The sequence below is a fragment of the Bradyrhizobium sp. USDA 4353 genome, from assembly GCF_054063215.1.
Genome location: NZ_JBSSGB010000001.1, coordinates 3764308 through 3782437, shown reverse-complemented (window position 1 = coordinate 3782437; position 18130 = coordinate 3764308). Strand labels below are relative to the sequence as shown.

The following is an 18130-nucleotide window of genomic DNA, read 5'->3' as shown; positions in this document are numbered from 1 at the left end:
GCGCATTCCGCTCGCATCTTGCCCATCTGTATCTTTTAAGGTACATTTGACCATGCTCGACGTGCGGCAGACCAGCGAATTCAGGGAATGGCTGCTTGGTCTGAGGGACATGAGAGCAAAAGCGCGCATTGCTGCTCGGATTGCCCGTGTCGAAGGCGGTAACCTCGGCGACAGCAAGCCCGTCGGTCGAGGCATCTCCGAGATGCGGATCGATTACGGCCCCGGCTATCGGATCTATTTCCGCCAGAAGGGCAACGTCCTGGTGATCCTGCTATGCGGGGGTCACAAGGGCACTCAACGGTCCGATATCCGCCGCGCGCAAGAACTAGCTGAAAGAGAGGGTTAGCGAATGGCAACAACGCGTTTCGATGCCGCGGAATATCTCGCCGAGCCGGAGGCTCAAGCCGAGTTTCTGGCGGCAGCGCTCGAGGACGGCACCGCGGACGAAATCCGTGCCGCGATCAACACGATCGCTCGCGCGCGCGGCATGTCGGACCTCGCAAAGGCGACCGGCATCCGTCGCGAACAGCTCTATCGGGCGCTCGGTGAAGACGGAAATCCGGAGTTTGCCACCATCCTGAAAGTGCTCAGGGCCCTCGGCGTGAAACTCACGTCGGCGCCACCCAAGGCGGCTCCGAAGCGGAAGCCCGCCAAGAAAGCTGGCCGCCGCGCCGCGTAATCCAAGATTGGATTTGAATTCGCTCAGGGCGCCCTCGCCTCCACGTCTTCGCAAGGCGGCACGAACTGTTAGATCCTTGAAACAAGAAGGCCGGATCGGGACGATCCCGATCCGGCCTGATCCGCCAGCGCTTGCCGCGTGTATTACTTGCCCCAAATCTCCTCGGCGAGCTCGACGCAGAGGCGGAGCTTTGCCCACTGCTCTTCCTCGCTCAGGATATTGCCTTCCTCGGTCGAGGCGAAGCCGCACTGCGGGGACAGCGCGAGCTGGTCGAGGGGAGCGAACTTGGAGGCTTCTTCCATGCGGCGCTTGATGTCGTCCTTCTTCTCGAGCTCGCCGACCTTGGAGGTGACGAGGCCGACGACGACGACCTTGTTGCCCTTGGGCAGGAAGCGCAGCGGCTCGAAGCCACCGGCGCGCTCGCTGTCGTACTCCAGGAAGTAGCCGTCATAGTTGGTGTTGGCGAGCATGGTCTCCGCCACCGGCTCGTAGCCGCCGGAGGAGATCCAGGTCGAGCGGAAGTTGCCGCGGCAGACATGGGTGGTGATGGTCATGTCGGCCGGACGCTCGGCAATCGCGTAGTTGATGATGCGCGAATAGATCTGCTGCAGGCCGTCAGGATTGTCGCCCCGCTCACGCGCCTTCTTCAACTCGTCCTGCGAGCACAGATAGGCCCACACGGTGTCATCGAACTGCAGATAGCGGCAGCCGGCGTCGTAGAACGCCTTCACGGCCTTACGATAGGTCTTGCCGAGATCCTCGTAGAACGCGTCGAGATCGGGATAGACCTCCTTGGAGATCGATTTGCGGCCGCCGCGGAAGTGCAGCACGGCCGGCGACGGGATCGTCATCTTCGCCGTCACATGCGCGGTGTCGGCGTGCTTCTTGAGGAAGCGGAAGTGATCGAGCATCGGGTGATCGTCGGGGAAGTCGAGCTTGCCGATCACGCGCACCGCATCGTGACGGGTCTGCACGCCCGTGAACTGGATGCCGGCGTCGGGATGAAACAGCTCGCAGCCCGTGAGCTTGGCGAGGAAGTCGAAATGCCACCAGGAGCGGCGAAACTCGCCGTCGGTCGCGAGCTTGAGGCCGGTCGAAGCCTGGCGGTGCACGACCTTCTCGATCTCCATGTCCTCGATCTTGGCGAGGTCGGCCGCGGAGATCTCGCCCTTCTCCAGCTTGGCGCGGGCTTCCTTGATCTTCTGCGGGCGCAAGAGGCTGCCGACTTCGTCGGCGCGGAAGGGAGGCTTGGTGCGTTGCATCTGTTCACTCCTTGGAATGGTCGACGTCTTCGATTGGGTCGATGGATCGGTAAATGATCCTGCCTCGACGAGCGGCCCCGTGGCCGGCGCCCGCGCGTTCTCAAAAGCCGGGGCAAGCCCTAGCGCGTCTCCGATCAGTATACAATTCCGTTCGGTGAGGATTGTGTGCGGGGGTCGAAAGTCCCACCCCACGCACCGGTCGGGCTTTGGTCTCTAGGTCGATTTCACGATTCCGGTCATTCGGCCGCGATGACCAACGATCCCGGCTGTCGACGTTCCGGTATACAGAATAACCCTCCGCTCCTGTTCGAGACAGCCCCAGGCGGGCGGCCCCGGCCCGGGGGACCCGAACGTCAGTGCGCCGCAGCGCTGGCGACGCCGAGGTGCCGCTCCAGCGGTGCGGGATCGGCCTTCAGCGCGCTGGAGGGCGCGTCGTGCACGATGGTGCCGCGCTCCAGGATCACGACGCGGTCCGCCAGCGCGAGCAGCTTCTGGGCATGCTGCTCGACGATGATGGAGCACAGCCCGCCGGCGCGGCTGATCGTGCCGATCGCAACCAGGAGCTCCTCGACGATGATCGGCGCCAATCCTTCGGTCGGCTCATCGAGCAGCAGCACCTTCGGGTTCAGCGTCAGCGCGCGGCCGATCGCCAGCATCTGCTGCTCGCCGCCGGAGAGCTGGTTGCCGAAATTGTTGCGGCGCTCCTTGAGCCGCGGAAACATCTGGTAGACGCGCTCCACCGTCCAGGGCCCGGGCTGCGCCACCGCGGTCATGTTCTCCTCCACCGTCAGCGAGCGGAAGATGTTGCGCTCCTGCGGCACCCAGCCAATGCCGGCGCGGGCGCGCTGGTCGGCGCGCAACGAGGTGATGTCGGTGCCGCCGAGCGCGAGCTTGCCGGAGAATCGGCGGGTGACGCCGACGATGGAGTTGATCAAGGTGGTCTTGCCGGTGCCGTTGCGGCCGAGCAGCGCCAGCACCTGGCCCTCGGGCAGCGACAGCGACATGTTCGGCAGCACGACCGCCTGGCCGTAGCCGGCGCGGAGATTTTCGATTGTCAGCAGATCGGTCATCACGCGGCCTCGCCGAGATAGACGGCCTTGACCTGCGGATCGCGCGCGACCTCGTCGGGCGTGCCCTCGACGAGAAGCGCACCGGAGACGAGAACCGAGATGCGATCGGCAAAGGAGAAAACGAGGTCCATGTCGTGCTCGATCAAGAGCACCGTGACGTCGCGGGGCAGCGCGGCGACGGCGGCCAGAATGTCCTTGCGCTCGCCCTCGGGCACGCCGGCGGCGGGCTCGTCGAGCAGCAGCACGCGCGGCTTGGCGGCGATCGCCACCGCGATCTCCAGGAGGCGCTGCTTGCCGTAAGGGAGCGTCGCGGTGCGGTCGTTCATGACGTCGAGCAGACGGAAGCGCTCGAGTGTCTCGGCGATCTCGGCGTTGATGTCGTCGCGCGTGCCCATGCGCCGCCACCAATTGCCGCCGCCGCCGAGCCGCTCCGACACCGCAAGACCGATGGTCTCGAGCGGCGTCAGATCCGGATAGAGCTGGTTGATCTGGAACGTGCGCGACAGTCCGCGCAGCACCCGCTTGTGCACGGGCAGATCGGTGATGTCCTGGCCCTCTAGCAGGATGCGGCCGGAGCTCGGCTCCAGCACGCCGGTCAGCTGATTGATGACGGTGGTCTTGCCGGCGCCGTTCGGGCCGATCAGCGCGTGCCGCGCGCCGGGCACGATCTGAAGCGAGAGATTGCGGGTGACGTGGAGGCCGCCGAAATGCTTGTCGAGGCCGCGCGTTTCCAGGGCGTAGGTCATGGCGCCTCGTTATCGGTGAGGGCCACCGCGGCCTTGCGGCCGGCGATCTGCCGAAGGATGAGATTGGGCAGCCACAGCGCGTAAGCATGGATGCGATGACGGCCGACGAGCACGATGACGACGAGCACGAGGCCGATCCAGAACATCCAGTATTGCGGCGTGATCCACTGGAACAGCTCCTGCAGCATCCGGAACACGGCCGCGCCGATCAGGCCGCCATAGAGATAGCCGGAGCCGCCGATCACCAGCATCAGCACCAGATCGGCCGAGCGCTCGAACGAGAATACGTCGAGCGAGGCGAGCGCCGTTGTCTGGGTGAACAGCGCGCCGGCAATGCCGGCATAGAATGCCGCAACGGTGTAGATCGCGATCAGGCGCTTGTTGACGGGAATGCCGATCGCCGACGCTCGCAGCGGATTGTTCTTGATGGCGCGTAGCGACAGTCCGAACGGCGAATGCACAATCATCCGCGCCAGCAGGAACAGCACGAACAGCACCGCGAGCGCATAGAAGAAGCCGGTCTTGCCGAACATGTCGAAGGCGAACACGCCGAAGATCGGCTGGATGTCGATGCCTTGGAGCCCGTCGGTGCCGCCGGTGATGTTGGAGAAGCGCTCGGCGAGCGCCTCCATCAAGAGCGCGATGCCAAGCGTCACCATCAGCCGCGTCAGGTCGACGCCGCGGATGACGAGGAAGCTGGTGGCGAAGCCGAGCACCGTCGCGGCAAGACCGGCAACGATCAGCGCCAGCACCGGCTCGTTGATGATCCCGTGCACCGATAACAGCCCGGCACAATAGGCGCCGACGCCGAAGAAGGCGGCGTGGCCGAGCGAGACGATGCCGGCGTAGCCGAGGATCAGGTCGAGAGACAGCGCGAACAGCGCCAGACGCAGGATCTCGGTCATGATCAGATAGCGCGAGGGAAATGCGAGCCCGACCGCCAGCACGACGATCCAGAAGGCGAACTCGCTCCAGTGCCAGCGGCCATGTTGGCGGGCGTGGAAGCCGACCTCGGTTTGTGCGTTCGTGGTCATGCGATCCTCACCGCGTCGCCGTGCGACCGAACAGGCCGTTCGGGCGCCAGATCAGGATCACGATCATGATGGTGTAGATGACGAACGGCCCGAGCTTCGGCACGTAATATTTGCCGGCGACATCGCCGATGCCGAGCAGCAGCGAGGCCAGGAAGGGGCCGGTGATCGAGGACGAGCCGCCGACGGTCACGACGATCAGGAAGTAGATCATGAACTTCAGCGGGAAATACGGATCGAGGCCGAGGATCTCTGCGCTCAGCGCGCCGCCCAGGCCGGCGAGGCCGCAGCCGAACGCGAAGGTGAAGGCGAACACCTGCGGCACGTTGATGCCGAGGCCGCTGGCGGCGCGGGGATCATCGACCGCGGCGCGCAGCCGGCTGCCGAACCGCGTCTTGGACAGCACGAGTTGCAAGCCCACCGTGAGCAGGCCGCAGATCACGATGATCATCAGCCGGTAGCGGCCGATGCCGACGCCGAAGATGTCGAACTGGCCCTGCAGCACCGCCGGCAATTTGATGAAGATTCGCGACGAGCCCATGATGTAGTCGACGGTCGCGACCGTTATGAACACCAGCCCGATCGAGAACAGCACCTGGTCGAGATGGCTGCGCGCGTAGAGATGCTGATAGAGCGTCCGCTCCAAGAGCGCGCCGATCACGGCGCTGGCGACGAAGGCCATCGGCAGCGCGGCGAAGAACGGCCAGCCGATCCGGTTGACGAGCACCGCGCAGACATAGCCGCCGGCCATGGCGAAGGCGCCATGCGCCAGATTGACGAAGTTCATCAGGCCGAGCGTCACGGCGAGCCCGCAGGCCAGTACGAACAGCAGCATGCCGTAGGCGACGCCGTCGAACAGATTGGTGAGGATGGAGGTCATTGAAAGAGGCGAGCCGGGTTGGAGATCGTCATTCCGGGGCAGCGCGCAGCGCTGAACCCGGAATCTCTTGATCATGTCGAGATCCCGGGTTCATCGGCACCGCCGCTCCGGGATGACGCCGCTCACGCGGCGTCACTTCTTCGCCTTGCCCGGATCCTTCACGGCGTCAAAGGTCTGGAACTCGACATTGTAGAGCTCGCCGTCGACCTTCTCGACCTTGCGGATATAGACGTTCTGGACGATGTCGCGGGTCTCCGGATCGATCGAGATCGGGCCGCGCGGGCTCTCCCAGGCCATGCCCTTCATCGCCGCGAGCAGCGAGTCGCCGTCGGTCTTGCCCTCGGTCTTCTTCAGGGCCTGGTAGATCAGGTGGATGCCGTCGTAACCGCCAACGGCCATGAAGCCCGGACGGCTGTTGTAGGCCTTCTTGTAGGCCGCGACGAACTCCTTGTTCTTTTCCGACGGATGCGCCGCCGAATAGATGTGCGCGGTGACCGCGCCGAGCACCGCGTCGCCCATGTCGTTGAGAAGGTCGTCGTCGGTGACGTCGCCCGGCCCAATCACCTTGATGCCGCTCTTGTCGAGGCCGCGCTCGGCATATTGCTTCATGAAGTTGCCGCCCTGCCCGGCCGGCACGAACACGAACATCGCGTCGGGCTTGGAGTCCTTCATGCGCTGCAGGAACGGCGCGAAATCCGGGTTCTGCAGCGGGACCTTGACCTCCTCGACGATCTCGCCGCCGCCGGAGGTGAAGCGCTCCTTGAACGACGCCAGCGCATCGTTGCCCGGCGCGTAGTCCGAGGTCAGGGTCGCGACCTTCTTGATGCCGTTCTTGACCGCCCAATCGCCGATGATGGTGGAGGACTGCGGCAGCGTGAAGCTGGTACGGACGATATAGGGCGACTTCTCGGTAATGATCGAGGTGCCCGCGGCCATCACGACCTCCGGGATCTTGCCCTGGGTGGCGAGCGGCGCGGCGGCAAAAGCGGCCGGGGTCACGCCGAAGCCGGCGATCACGTTGACCTTGTCGTTGACGATCAGCTCCTGCGCCAGCCGCTTGGTGTTGTCGGGCAGCGCGGCGTCGTCCTTGAGAATGACCTGGATCTTCTTGCCGGCGACGGTGTCGCCGTTCTGTTGCATATAGAGCTTGATCGCATTGTCGATCTGCTTGCCGGTCGACGCCTGGCCGCCGGTCATCGGCACGATCAGGCCGATCTTGAAGGTGTCTTCGGCATACGCCGGATAGGCGGCGAGCGCGGCGGCGGCGCCGGCCAACATCAGACCCGCAATTCGATTGTTCACGTGCCATCCTCCCTTTGCGCCGCCTCTACGGGCGGTGCTCACGATCAAATGTTCAGTTTTGCGGCGACGCTAGAGCGATTTGTGATCTCCGAACACCTGCCGCACGCTCTAACAGCTATAGCAATTCGGAATAGATTCTGTATGCCAGCCATGCAACTGGGGAATTTCTTCAGAGGCTTGGCCGCCGATGAGCGTGGGCTCCGAAAGGACGGACAAGCTACTAAAGAGTATTATATTACCTAGCATCAATTCGACTGAATTGCACGCTTGAAGGCGGAATTGCCGCGCGGCTGGCCTGCCTTGTTCCATATGGTGTTGCTGACACATGCCACGCAGTTTTCGTCTCGTCCTCATCCCACTGGCTGCCGCAGTAGGCCTGTCCCTGGCTGGCTGCTCGTCGATCAACGAGAAGGTCGGCGCCGGGATGGGCGATCTGATGCCGCAATGGGCCGGCGGTCTGCCCGCGGACGCCCCGCCCCGGCCAGGCACCGCCGAATACGACCGCTCCATGCAGGAGCGCGAGCGGCGGCGCCAGATGCCGGCAAGCGAGCGCGACAAGGAGACGCAGTCGGACGCGAATGCCCAGGCGGCCACGCCTCGGCGTTGAGGGCCTACGATCCGCGATTTGGGCCGGACCGCGGGCGACATCCGCCCGCGCTTCGACTAGTCTATGAACACGACGGTCTTGCGGCCGTTGAGGATGACGCGGTCCTCGAGATGATAGCGGATCGCGCGCGCCAGCACGCGGCGCTCGATGTCGCGGCCCTTGCGCACGAGGTCCTCCGGCGTGTCGCGATGGCTGATGCGCTCGACATCCTGGTCGATGATCGGGCCTTCGTCGAGATCGCGGGTGACGTAATGCGCGGTGGCGCCGATCAGCTTGACGCCGCGCTCATAGGCCTGGTGATAGGGTTTTGCGCCCTTGAAGCCCGGCAGGAACGAGTGGTGGATGTTGATGCAGCGGCCCGACAGGCTCGCCGACATCTCGTCCGACAGGATCTGCATGTAGCGGGCGAGCACGACGAGATCGGTCTTGGTGTCGTCGACAAGCTTCAGGATCGCCTGCTCCTGGTCGCGCTTGGTGTCCTTGGTCACCGCCATGTGGTGGAACGGAATGTCGCCGAAGTCGAGCCCGGCATAGGTCTCGCGCGGATGATTGGAGACGATCGCGGTCGGGATCATCGACAGGTCGCGGGTGCGCCAGCGATAGAGGATGTCGACCAGGCAGTGGTCGAACTTCGAGACCAGCAGCATGACCCGGCGCTGCCCGGCACGGTCCCGCATCTGCCAATCCATCGCGAAGCGCTCGGCGATCGCCGCGAAGCCGGTCTGCAACGCCGGCAGGTTCACCGCGAGATCGGCGGCCGTGAACACCACGCGCATGAAGAAGTGACCCGTCTCGAAGTCGCCGAACTGCTGGGCGTCGAGAATGTTCTGGCCGTTATGGGCAAGGAAGGTGGAGACGGCCGAGACGATCCCGGGACGATCCGGGCAGGACAGGGTCAGGACATACTGGTGGTCGGACATGGCGATGATGGACCGGCGGATGAGAAGGATGAAGGATGCAGGCTTGGCGCCCGTTCGGGCCCTGCTCTATCACCCTCCACACCCTTGCGCCAACGCTCGGCAAGGGGGCAGGATGAACAAAACATCACCCGTCTCGGTGGAGAATGGCATGGCCGACCGGCTGACCGGCAACCGCATCCTGATCCTGGAAACCCGCGAGGAAGCGCAATTCTCGCGGCTGCTCGCCGAGCAAGGCGCCGACGTGCTGCAATGTCCGATGTTCACGATCGAGGACGCGCCCGATCCAGCGCCGATCGAAGCCTGGATCCGCCGCGGCATCTCCAGGCCATTCGACGACCTGGTGCTGATGACCGGAGAAGGCCTGCGCAGGCTGATGACGGTCGTGCGACGAATCGGTGTCGAGCCGGAGTTCGTCGCCGCGCTGGGCAAGGCGCGCAAATTCACCCGCGGTCCCAAGCCGGGGCGCGCCCTGCGTGAGCTCGGCCTCGAGGCGCAAGTCACCACGGAGAAGCCGACCTCCGAAGGCGTCGCCGAGCTGCTGGCGCGCCACGACTTGAAGGGCCACCGGCTCGGCCTGCAGCTTTATCCCGATAAGGATCATTCGGCGCTGATCGGCGCCATCCAAGCCGGTGGCGCCGAGGTCGATACGGTCCTGCCCTATATCTATGACGCCAAGGCGGCCGATGCGAACATCCTCACCGCGATCGACGAGATGACCGCCGGCAAGGTCGACGCCATCGCGCTGACGAGCTCGGGCCAGCCGCGACGCTTGTTCGATGTCGCCAAGGCGCACGGCGTGGAGGATCGGCTGCGGCAGGGCCTGGCGCGCACACCGATCGCGTCCGTGGGGCCTGTGGTGACGGAGGAGTTGGCAGCGCATGGCTTGTCACCGTCGATCACGCCAACGGGCGAGGCGTATTTCATGAAGCCGCTGATCTCGGCCATGGCGACCGCGCTGGGCGTGAAGTCGCAACGGACGGCACCTCACTAACGGTGTCGTCCCGGGCTTGAGCCGGGACCCATAGCCACCGAACGCGATGAGACGCGTGGAATGCGCCGCCTGCCCATTTCGGACATCACGCGGTATGGGTCCCGGCTCAAGGCCGGGACGACAGCGGAGGATCAGGCCGCCGCCTGCCCCGTCTCCTGCAGGAATGCCTGGTAAGCCTGCGCGAGGCCCTCCTCCAGCGACGTCGTTGCGCGCCAGCCGAGCTTTGCCAGGCGGGAAACGTCGAGCAGCTTGCGCGGCGTGCCGTCGGGGCGCGAGGGATCGAAGCTGATGCGGCCCTGATAGCCGACGGCTGTAGCCACCAGGCGCGCGAAGTCCGCAATCGTGATATCCTGGCCGGTGCCGATGTTGACCAGCTCGGGATCCGAATAGGTCTTCATCAGATGAACACAGGCATCGGCCATGTCGTCGACATAGAGAAATTCGCGCCGCGGCGTGCCGGTGCCCCAGACCACGACCTCCGGCGCGTCAACCAGCTTCGCTTCATGGAAGCGCCGGATCAGTGCCGCAACGACATGGCTGTATTCCGGATGATAGTTGTCGCCAGGACCATAAAGGTTGGTCGGCATCACGTTGATGAAGTCGGCGCCGTATTGGCTGCGATAAGCCTCGACCATCTTGATGCCGGCGATCTTGGCGATGGCATAGGGCTCGTTGGTCGGCTCGAGCGGCCCGGTCAGCATTGCGTCCTCGCGCAGCGGCTGCGGGGCGAGCTTCGGGTAGATGCAGGACGAGCCGAGAAACATCAGCTTCTCGGCGCCGTTCACATGCGCGGCATGGATGACGTTGGTGGCGATCGCGATGTTGTCGTAGATGAATTCGGCGCGCAGCGTGTTGTTGGCGACGATGCCGCCGACCTTGGCCGCGGCGAGAAACACGACCTGCGGCCTGACCTTCGCAAACCATGAGAACACCGCGGCCTGATCGCGCAGATCGACCTGGCTGCGCGAGACCGTGACCAGCTCGACATCCTCCCGCCCCAAGCGCCGCACCAGCGCGCCGCCGACCATGCCGCGATGACCGGCAACGAAGACGCGCTTTCCGGCGAGATCAAAGCTCGACGCCACGGGCCAGCTCCTGACGTGCCACGTCAATTCGGGACACAGATCTAGTCTCCATAGCAGCGCAGCTGGTCGAGATTGAGGATCGTGATCCCGCCATATTCCACCCGCAACAGACCCTCGCGCTCCAAGGTCTTGAGGCATTGATTGGCGTTCTGCCGCGACAGGCCGGACAGCGCCCCGATCTCCTCCTGGGTGATCTCCAGGTGACGCGTCGTGTTGGGGTAGAGGATCGGGTTGAACAGCGCGGCGATGCTGCGGGCGAGCCGCGCGGTCGCGTCCAGCGTGCGGCCGACCTCGACGAGACCGATGAACTGACCGAGCCGCTCGTTGAGCTGGGTGACCAGGAAGCGGTTGAAGCCGACGCTGTTCTCGAACAGCCACATGAAGGTCGGACGCTCCATCAGTGCCGCCCGGGTGTCGCGCAGCGCCACCACGTCATAGCGGCGCGGCTCGTTCTTCAGCACGCTGCCCTCGCCGAACCAGGCGCCCGCCGACATGCCTGCGAAGGTCGTCGCCTTGCCGCCACGCGAGACCGTGCTCATTCGCGCAAGACCGGTGACAATGCCGGTCCAGTAGTCGAACTGGTCGCCGCGCAGGAAGATATGCTCGTTGGCGGCGAAGGCACGCTCGACGATGCCGGCCGAGGCGACGTCGACCTCCTCGGGCTTCAAATGGCGCGACCAGGGGGCGATGCGCAGCAGGGTGTCGGAGGCGATCAAGCCGTCATCTCGTCTCGTCGAATCTCGCCGCGACCATATTGCATCGCAACAATCACGTCATGAATTTTGCCTGGGAATTGTCAAGCGCAAGACAGTTCCTGATAGCGCTTTCCCCTAACCAGGACCACCGCATTCGACTCGGCACGTGCTGGACGGATGACGTGGATCGGCCTGAAGATGCGGCAAAACGCACCGTACGGCCGGACCGTCATTCGTCGGATGGCGCGGAACCGATGAGCGGGATAGATTGCGACACGTGCGGCCCATCACCGCCGCACGGGACGAGGCTTGAAGAGCGCGACAAGCGCCGACAAGGACTTCGGGAGGACGATTTGGAGTATACGTTGGAAGCGCGCGGAGTCTCGCTGCGTTTCGGCGGGGTGAAAGCCCTGACCGACGTCAGCTTCGGCGTGCGCGAGGGCGAGCTGTTCTCGATCATCGGCCCGAACGGCGCCGGCAAGACCTCGATCGTCAACTGCATCTCCGGCCGCTACAAGCCGACCGAGGGCCGCCTGTTCCATCGCGGGCGCGACATCACCGGCCTGCCGCCGAACGCGCGCGCCAATATCGGCATCGGCCGCACCTTCCAGAACCTCGCGCTGTTCCACCACATGAGCGTGCTCGACAACATCATGGTCGGGCGCCATCACCTCTTGAAGAACAACTTCCTCACGGGATCGCTGTACTGGCTCACCGGCGCGCGGCGCGAGGAGCTGAAGCACCGCGAGAAGGTCGAGCAGATCATCGACTTTCTCGACCTGCAGTCGGTGCGCAAGGCGCCGGCGGGCACCCTCTCCTACGGCCTGCGCAAACGCGTCGAGCTCGCCCGCGCCATGGCGCTGGAGCCGCATCTGATCCTCCTCGACGAGCCGATGGCCGGCATGAACTTCGAGGAGAAGGAGGACATGGCGCGCTACATCGTCGACCTCAACGAGGAATACGGCATGACCGTCGTGATGATCGAGCACGACATGGGCGTGGTCATGGACATCTCCCACCGCGTCATGGTGCTCGATTTCGGCCGCAAGATCGCCGAGGGCGATCCCGCCGCGGTGCTCGCCGATCCCCACGTCAAGCGCGCCTATCTCGGCGAGGAGGACGAGCTGCTGGTCGATCCCGACGAGGCGCCCTCCATCGCGGAGGACGCCGCATGATGGACTACGCAGGCCGCGTCAAGCAGGCCGACACCTATCCGAAGCTGCTGCGGCTGAATGCCAGAGAGCACGGCAAGGACATTGCGCTGCGCGAGAAGGATCTCGGACTCTGGCGGACGTTCACCTGGGCCGACTACCAGGCGCGCGTGCGCGACTTCGCGCTGGGGATGGTCGAGCTCGGGCTCGGCAAGGACGACGTGATCGGCATCATCGGCGACAACCGGCCAGACTGGGTCGCGGCTGAAATCGCGACGCATGCCATCCGCGGCCACAGCCTCGGCCTCTATCGCGACGTGCTCGACGATGAGGCCGCCTATCTCCTGAACTACGGCGAAGCGCGGCTGGTGTTCGCCGAGGACGAGGAGCAGGTCGACAAGCTGCTCAACCTCGCCGACCGCGTGCCGGCGCTGAGGCACATCATCTATTCCGATCCGCGCGGCATGCGGAAATACGATGATCCCCGGCTGATGCCGGCCGACAGGCTGGCCGAGCTCGGCCGCAACCGCGCGGCCCGTGAGCCTGACCTCTACGACCGCATGGTCGATGCGACCGTCGGCGACGATGTCGCCATTCTCTGCACCACCTCGGGCACGACCTCGCATCCCAAGCTCGCGATGCTCTCGGCCGCGCGCGTGCTGAAGCACTGCGCTACCTATCTCGCCTTCGACCCCAAGGGTCCGGAGGATGAATACGTCTCGGTGCTGCCGCTGCCCTGGATCATGGAACAGGTCTACGTGCTCGGCAAAGGCCTGCTCTGCCGGATGAAGGTCAACTTCGTCGAAGAGCCCGATACCATGATGAACGACTTCCGCGAGATCGCGCCGACCTTCGTGCTGTTCGCACCAAGGGTCTGGGAGCAGATCGCCGCCGACGTCCGCGCTGCCGTGATGGACGCCTCGCCGCTGAAGCAGCGGCTGTATCAGTTGGGCATGTCGAGCGGCCTCGCCGCACTGGAGAAGGGCCAGCATTCGAGCTTCGCCGACATGCTGCTGTTCCGCGCCTTGCGCGACCGGCTCGGCTTCACCCGGCTGCGCTCGGCCGCCACCGGCGGCGCGGCGCTCGGGCCGGACACGTTCAAGTTCTTCCGCGCCATGGGCGTGCCGCTGCGCACGCTGTACGGCCAGACTGAGCTGCTGGGGGCCTACACCCTGCATCCCGACGACAAGGTCGATCCCGACACGACCGGCGTGCCGATGGCCGCTGATATCGAAATCAAGATCGATCAGCCCGACAGCCAGGGCATCGGCGAGATCCTGGTGCGCCATCCCAACATGTTCCTAGGGTACTACAAGAACCCGGAAGCCTCGGCCGCCGACATCAAGGACGGCTGGATGCATTCCGGCGACGCCGGCTATTTCAACGACGCCAAGCAGCTCGTGGTCATAGACCGCATCAAGGACCTTGCCGAGACCTCGCACGGCCAGCGCTTCTCGCCGCAATATATCGAGAACAAGCTGAAATTCTCGCCCTATATCGCGGAAGCCGTCGTGCTCGGCGCGGGGCGCGAGCATCTCGCGGCGATGATCTGCATCCGCTACTCGATCATCTCGAAATGGGCGGAAAAGAACCGCATCGCCTTCACCACCTACTCCGATCTCGCCTCGCGCAACGAGGTCTACGCGCTGCTGCAGAAGGAGGTCGAGACCGTCAACGCGCACCTCCCGCCGGCGCAACGCATCGCCCGCTTCCTGCTGCTCTACAAGGAGCTCGACGCCGACGACGGCGAGCTGACCCGCACCCGAAAAGTCCGCCGCAGCGTCATCAACGAGAAATACGCCGACATCATCGACGGCATCTATGGCGGCAAGCCGGCCATCCCCGTCGACACCATCATCCGCTTCCAGGACGGCACCACCCAGCGCATCCGCACGACGCTGAAGGTGGTGGATCTGGGCGGGCATGGACCGATGGCGGAGGCGGCGGAATGATGGGCCTGCTTCAGCAAACTGCGCCGCTCATGACTGCGCCCTCTCCCCTTGTGGGAGAGGGCATCTCCGCCGGTCGACACGAGCGCGGTCGGGTGAGGGGTCCCTCTCCCCTCGCTCGCCCGCGGAGAGAACCCCTCACCCGGCTGCGCTCCGCGCAGCCACCCTCTCCCACAAGGGGAGAGGGTGCATCTGCATGCGAAGCAAGATCCGTAGGGTGGGCAAAGGCGCGAAGCGCCGTGCCCACCGACTCACACCGAACCCAGCCGATGGTGGGCACGCGTCGCTTTGCCCACCCTACAATCCCTCTCGTGATCGATCGCCGGGTCAAGCCCGGCGATGACGAGTGAGACTGATCATGAACACCGCCTTCCTCATCCAGCTCCTGGTCAACGGCCTCGTGGTCGGCACGCTCTATGGCGTGGTCGCGATGTCGTTCGTGTTGATCTACAAGGCCACGCAGGTCGTCAATTTCGCGCAAGGTGAGCTGCTGCTGATCGGCGCGTGGGTGTGCTGGACCCTGCTCACCAAATTCCAGGTGCCGTTCTGGGCCGGCATGCCGCTGTCGCTGGTCTTCATGTTCGCGTTCGGCATCGCGATCCAGGTCGTGATCCTCCGTCCCATGATCGGCGAGCCGATCATCTCCGTCATCATGGTGACGATCGGCCTGTCGACCGTGTTCCAGGCGGCGCTGAAATGGATCTACGGCGTCAACCCGCAGCCGTTCCCGCCGGTGTTTTCCAGCAAGGCGGTCGACATCTTCGGGCTACAGATCCAGACCGTCTATGTGATGAGCCTCGTCGTCTCCGTGCTGATGATGCTCGGCATGGCCTGGTTCTTCAAAGCCTCGAAATACGGGCTCGCGATGCGCGCCACCGCCTTCAACCAGCAGGTTGCGCAGTCGCTCGGCATCTCCGTCAAGAGCGTGTTCGCGATGGCCTGGGCGATCTCGGCGACAGTTTCGGCCGTCGCCGGAGTGGTGGTCGCCGTCGTCAACGGCGTCTCCTCCGGCCTCTCCGCCTACGGCATCAAGGTGTTCCCGGCGGCGATCCTCGGCGGCCTCGACTCCGTCGGTGGCGCCGTGCTCGGCGGCATCATCATCGGCCTGCTCGAGAACATCGCGCAGTATGTCGACAGCCAGTATCTGCACTGGGGCAATCTGTACGAGATCGCGCCGTTCTACGTGCTGATCATCATCCTGATGATCAAGCCCTACGGCCTGTTCGGCACACGCGACATCGAGCGGATCTGACATCATGGTTGCACGCTCCACCATCCCCGCCGGTGACTTCCGCACCTCCTACGCGGCCGACACCACGATCTTTCCCACCAAGACCAGCCGCAATTTCGCGATTGCCGGCGTCATCCTGCTGTGCTTCGCGCCGCAGGTGTTCTCGGAATTCTGGTTGTCGATCGCGATCCAGATCGGCATCTTCTCGATCGCAGCCCTCGGCTTGAACATCCTGGTCGGCTTCACCGGGCAGATCTCGATCGGCCAGGCCGGCTTCTTTCTGCTCGGCGCCTTCACTTCGGCCTACATCAACAACACCTATGCCATCCCCGTGTTCTTCTCGATCCCGCTGGCCGGCGTGATCACGGCGCTGGTCGGGCTCGTGTTCGGCATTCCCGCCGCGCGGCTGAAGGGGCTCTATCTCGTCATCGCCACCCTCGCCGCGCAATACATCCTGCTCGACTTCTTCTCGCGCGCGGAATGGTTCTCCGGCGGCTCGGTACCGGCGTCGGCCAATCCGTTCTCGATTCTAGGCTATACGCTGCGCGGCGACCGGCAATATTTCTACGTCGTGCTGGCCTATGTGCTGGTCAGCTACATCCTGGTCACCAACCTGATGCGCACCCGCGATGGCCGGGCGCTGATCGCGATCCGCGACCATTATCTCTCGGCCGAGATCATGGGAATCAATTTGACCAAGTACAGGACGCTCTCGTTCGGCCTCGCCGCGTTCTTCGCCGGCATCGCCGGCGCGCTCTATGCGCATTACCAGCTGGTGGTCTCGCAGGAGGGTTTTGGCATCGAACGCTCGATCCTGTTCCTGGCGATGATCATCATCGGCGGCACCGGCTCGATCATGGGCACCCTGATGGGGACCGCCTTCGTGGTGCTGCTGCCGGAATCGATGGAGTTGCTGAGCCATTACCTCAAGGGCGGCGCGATCGACAAGGCGCTGGCGCTCAACAACAACATCACCTTCCTGCGCGAGATCGCGATCGGCCTGATCATCATCGCCTTCCTGATGTTCGAGCCGGACGGGCTGGCGCACCGCTGGCGGCAGATCAAGACATATTGGAAGCTCTATCCGTTCTCACATTGATTTCAACCAACAGGGACCGGCGGCAATCCGGCCCGACCACCACAGGAGGAAGCACGATGAACATCAAGACATGGCTCGGCTCGGCGGCGCTGGCGCTGCTCGCAGGCACCTTCGTATCATCCGCGAACGCACAGCAGATCGCGATCGGCCATCTGCAGGATCTCTCGGGCGGCACGTCCGACGTGGGCACGCCCTATGGCCAGGGTGTCGTCGACACCTTTGCCTGGATCAACAAGAACGGCGGCATCGGCGGCAAGCAGCTTGCGGTCGACAGCAACGACTACGGCTATCAGGTGCCGAAGGCGATCGCGCTCTACAAGAAGTGGTCCGCGCCGGACAACAAGGTTGCCGCGATCATGGGCTGGGGCACTGCCGACACCGAGGCGCTGACCGGCTTCCTCGCCAATGACAAGATCCCGGACATGTCCGGCTCCTACGCGGCCGCGCTCACTGATCCGGAAGGGACCAGCGGCAAGGCCAAGCCCGCGCCCTACAACTTCTTCTACGGGCCGAGCTACTCGGACGCGCTGCGCGCCGAGCTGACCTGGGCGGCCGAGGACTGGAAGGCCAAGGGCAAGCCCGGCAAGCCCAAGTTCGTCCACATGGGCGCCAACCACCCCTACCCCAACGCGCCGAAGGCCGCGGGCGAGGCGCTCGCCACCGAGCTCGGCTTCGAGGTGCTGCCGCCGCTGGTGTTCGCGCTCGCGCCCGGTGACTACAGCGCGCAGTGCCTCAGCCTGAAGAGCTCCGGCGCCAACTACGCCTATCTGGGCAACACGGCGGCTTCCAACATCTCGGTGATGAAGGCCTGCAAGAACGCCGGCGTCGACATCCAGTTCCTGTCCAACGTCTGGGGCATGGATGAGAACGCCGCCAAGACCGCGGGCGATGCCGCCGATGGCGTGATCTTCCCGCTGCGCACCTCCGTTGGCTGGGGCGGTGACGCGCCGGGCATGAAGACGGTGCAGGAGATCGCCAAGATGTCCGATCCCACCGGCAAGGTGTATCGCCCGGTGCACTACATCGCAGCCGTCTGCTCCTCGCTCTACATGAAGGAAGCGATCGAATGGGCTGCGAAGAATGGCGGCCCGACCGGCGAGAACGTCGCCAAGGGCTTCCACCAGAAGAAGGACTGGGTGCCATCAGGCATGGAAGGCGTCTGCAGCCCCTCGACCTGGACCGAGAAGGACCATCGCGGAACGATGAAGGTCGACCTTTATCGTGCGCGTGTGACCGGTCCGACCGATGGCGACCTGAATGATCTGATGGCCAAGGGCGTGATCAAGCTCGAAAAGGTGAAGACGATCGAGCTGCCGCGCAAGGCCGAATGGGCGGGTTGGTAGTTCCACCCAGCGTCATGGCCGGGCAAAAGCGCGAAGCGCGTCTTCGCGCAGATGTCCCGGCCATCACGTCCAGCTTCACACGCCGATGG

General features: G+C 64.5%; 18 protein-coding genes. 9 read left to right on the top strand and 9 right to left on the bottom strand.

Annotation, left to right across the window (positions count from 1 at the left end; translation table 11 throughout):
- Positions 1–52 precede the first annotated feature (52 nt).
- Both ACVILH_RS16935 and ACVILH_RS16930 read left to right on the top strand, forming a co-directional pair.
- A complete protein-coding gene (locus ACVILH_RS16935; RefSeq protein ID WP_456717007.1) occupies positions 53–346 on the top strand; it encodes a type II toxin-antitoxin system RelE/ParE family toxin in 294 nt (97 codons plus the stop codon).
- A gap of 3 nt (positions 347–349) precedes the next feature.
- Complete coding sequence (locus ACVILH_RS16930; RefSeq protein ID WP_456713898.1) at positions 350–679, top strand: addiction module antidote protein; 330 nt, start codon at positions 350–352, stop codon at positions 677–679.
- Between the two features lie 143 nt (positions 680–822).
- Here the strand turns inward: ACVILH_RS16930 and ACVILH_RS16925 are convergent, their stop codons facing one another.
- From ACVILH_RS16925 to ACVILH_RS16900, 6 genes are all read right to left on the bottom strand, one after another.
- Positions 823–1941: a cobalamin-independent methionine synthase II family protein gene (locus tag ACVILH_RS16925; RefSeq protein ID WP_456713897.1), complete on the bottom strand. Its 1119-nt coding sequence runs from the start codon at positions 1939–1941 to the stop codon at positions 823–825.
- A gap of 353 nt (positions 1942–2294) precedes the next feature.
- The gene (locus tag ACVILH_RS16920) at positions 2295–3011 is read right to left on the bottom strand and encodes an ABC transporter ATP-binding protein (RefSeq protein ID WP_456713896.1); all 717 of its coding nucleotides are present in this window, start codon (positions 3009–3011) and stop codon (positions 2295–2297) included.
- Positions 3011–3757, bottom strand: coding sequence for an ABC transporter ATP-binding protein (locus ACVILH_RS16915; protein ID WP_456713895.1), 747 nt, complete (start codon positions 3755–3757; stop codon positions 3011–3013). Before ACVILH_RS16915 ends, ACVILH_RS16920 begins: the two co-directional genes overlap by 1 nt.
- Complete coding sequence (locus tag ACVILH_RS16910) at positions 3754–4791, bottom strand: branched-chain amino acid ABC transporter permease (RefSeq protein WP_456713894.1); 1038 nt, start codon at positions 4789–4791, stop codon at positions 3754–3756. The genes ACVILH_RS16915 and ACVILH_RS16910 overlap by 4 nt, the downstream gene beginning before the upstream one ends.
- Positions 4792–4798: 7 nt before the next feature.
- Positions 4799–5668, bottom strand: a complete 870-nt coding sequence (locus tag ACVILH_RS16905; RefSeq protein ID WP_456717006.1) for a branched-chain amino acid ABC transporter permease — start codon at positions 5666–5668, stop codon at positions 4799–4801.
- A gap of 132 nt (positions 5669–5800) precedes the next feature.
- A complete protein-coding gene (locus ACVILH_RS16900) occupies positions 5801–6946 on the bottom strand; it encodes an ABC transporter substrate-binding protein (RefSeq protein WP_456717005.1) in 1146 nt (381 codons plus the stop codon).
- A gap of 349 nt (positions 6947–7295) precedes the next feature.
- On the opposite strand from ACVILH_RS16900, the gene ACVILH_RS16895 reads away from it, so the two are divergent.
- Positions 7296–7577, top strand: coding sequence for a hypothetical protein (locus ACVILH_RS16895; protein ID WP_456713893.1), 282 nt, complete (start codon positions 7296–7298; stop codon positions 7575–7577).
- A gap of 56 nt (positions 7578–7633) precedes the next feature.
- On the opposite strand, the gene purU is transcribed toward ACVILH_RS16895, so the two are convergent.
- Complete coding sequence (gene purU, locus ACVILH_RS16890) at positions 7634–8497, bottom strand: formyltetrahydrofolate deformylase (RefSeq protein ID WP_456713892.1); 864 nt, start codon at positions 8495–8497, stop codon at positions 7634–7636.
- A gap of 148 nt (positions 8498–8645) precedes the next feature.
- Here purU and ACVILH_RS16885 point away from each other — a divergent pair, with 148 nt between their 5' ends.
- Positions 8646–9488 carry a uroporphyrinogen-III synthase gene (locus ACVILH_RS16885; protein ID WP_456713891.1) on the top strand — a complete coding sequence of 281 codons (843 nt, stop codon included), beginning with the start codon at positions 8646–8648 and terminating at the stop codon, positions 9486–9488.
- Between the two features lie 131 nt (positions 9489–9619).
- On the opposite strand, the gene fcl is transcribed toward ACVILH_RS16885, so the two are convergent.
- Positions 9620–10573: a GDP-L-fucose synthase gene (gene fcl / locus ACVILH_RS16880; protein WP_456713890.1), complete on the bottom strand. Its 954-nt coding sequence runs from the start codon at positions 10571–10573 to the stop codon at positions 9620–9622.
- A gap of 41 nt (positions 10574–10614) precedes the next feature.
- Positions 10615–11289, bottom strand: a complete 675-nt coding sequence (locus tag ACVILH_RS16875) for a Crp/Fnr family transcriptional regulator (protein ID WP_456713889.1) — start codon at positions 11287–11289, stop codon at positions 10615–10617.
- A 344-nt stretch (positions 11290–11633) separates the two neighbouring features.
- Between ACVILH_RS16875 and ACVILH_RS16870 the strand changes: the two genes are divergently transcribed.
- From ACVILH_RS16870 to ACVILH_RS16850, 5 genes are all read left to right on the top strand, one after another.
- A complete protein-coding gene (locus tag ACVILH_RS16870) occupies positions 11634–12443 on the top strand; it encodes an ABC transporter ATP-binding protein (RefSeq protein WP_006609497.1) in 810 nt (269 codons plus the stop codon).
- Positions 12440–14371 (top strand): AMP-binding protein, encoded by a 1932-nt coding sequence (locus tag ACVILH_RS16865; protein ID WP_456713888.1) that lies wholly within the window; start codon positions 12440–12442, stop codon positions 14369–14371. Before ACVILH_RS16870 ends, ACVILH_RS16865 begins: the two co-directional genes overlap by 4 nt.
- Before the next feature lie 355 nt (positions 14372–14726).
- Positions 14727–15620: a branched-chain amino acid ABC transporter permease gene (locus ACVILH_RS16860; protein WP_456713887.1), complete on the top strand. Its 894-nt coding sequence runs from the start codon at positions 14727–14729 to the stop codon at positions 15618–15620.
- A gap of 4 nt (positions 15621–15624) precedes the next feature.
- Positions 15625–16698 carry a branched-chain amino acid ABC transporter permease gene (locus ACVILH_RS16855; RefSeq protein ID WP_456713886.1) on the top strand — a complete coding sequence of 358 codons (1074 nt, stop codon included), beginning with the start codon at positions 15625–15627 and terminating at the stop codon, positions 16696–16698.
- A gap of 56 nt (positions 16699–16754) precedes the next feature.
- Entirely contained in the window at positions 16755–18041 is a 1287-nt protein-coding gene (locus tag ACVILH_RS16850; protein ID WP_456713885.1) for an ABC transporter substrate-binding protein, read from the top strand.
- Positions 18042–18130: the final 89 nt, after the last annotated feature.

Excerpts from the sequence above, each read along its gene's own strand:
- ACVILH_RS16935 (WP_456717007.1), top strand. The coding sequence starts at position 53 with ATGCTCGACGTGCGGCAGACCAGCGAATTCAGGGAATGGCTGCTTGGT.
- ACVILH_RS16930 (WP_456713898.1), top strand. The coding sequence starts at position 350 with ATGGCAACAACGCGTTTCGATGCCGCGGAATATCTCGCCGAGCCGGAG.
- ACVILH_RS16925 (WP_456713897.1), bottom strand. The coding sequence starts at position 1,941 with ATGCAACGCACCAAGCCTCCCTTCCGCGCCGACGAAGTCGGCAGCCTC.
- ACVILH_RS16920 (WP_456713896.1), bottom strand. The coding sequence starts at position 3,011 with ATGACCGATCTGCTGACAATCGAAAATCTCCGCGCCGGCTACGGCCAG.
- ACVILH_RS16915 (WP_456713895.1), bottom strand. The coding sequence starts at position 3,757 with ATGACCTACGCCCTGGAAACGCGCGGCCTCGACAAGCATTTCGGCGGC.
- ACVILH_RS16910 (WP_456713894.1), bottom strand. The coding sequence starts at position 4,791 with ATGACCACGAACGCACAAACCGAGGTCGGCTTCCACGCCCGCCAACAT.
- ACVILH_RS16905 (WP_456717006.1), bottom strand. The coding sequence starts at position 5,668 with ATGACCTCCATCCTCACCAATCTGTTCGACGGCGTCGCCTACGGCATG.
- ACVILH_RS16900 (WP_456717005.1), bottom strand. The coding sequence starts at position 6,946 with ATGTTGGCCGGCGCCGCCGCCGCGCTCGCCGCCTATCCGGCGTATGCC.
- ACVILH_RS16895 (WP_456713893.1), top strand. The coding sequence starts at position 7,296 with ATGCCACGCAGTTTTCGTCTCGTCCTCATCCCACTGGCTGCCGCAGTA.
- purU (WP_456713892.1), bottom strand. The coding sequence starts at position 8,497 with ATGTCCGACCACCAGTATGTCCTGACCCTGTCCTGCCCGGATCGTCCC.
- ACVILH_RS16885 (WP_456713891.1), top strand. The coding sequence starts at position 8,646 with ATGGCCGACCGGCTGACCGGCAACCGCATCCTGATCCTGGAAACCCGC.
- ACVILH_RS16865 (WP_456713888.1), top strand. The coding sequence starts at position 12,440 with ATGATGGACTACGCAGGCCGCGTCAAGCAGGCCGACACCTATCCGAAG.
- ACVILH_RS16860 (WP_456713887.1), top strand. The coding sequence starts at position 14,727 with ATGAACACCGCCTTCCTCATCCAGCTCCTGGTCAACGGCCTCGTGGTC.
- ACVILH_RS16855 (WP_456713886.1), top strand. The coding sequence starts at position 15,625 with ATGGTTGCACGCTCCACCATCCCCGCCGGTGACTTCCGCACCTCCTAC.
- ACVILH_RS16850 (WP_456713885.1), top strand. The coding sequence starts at position 16,755 with ATGAACATCAAGACATGGCTCGGCTCGGCGGCGCTGGCGCTGCTCGCA.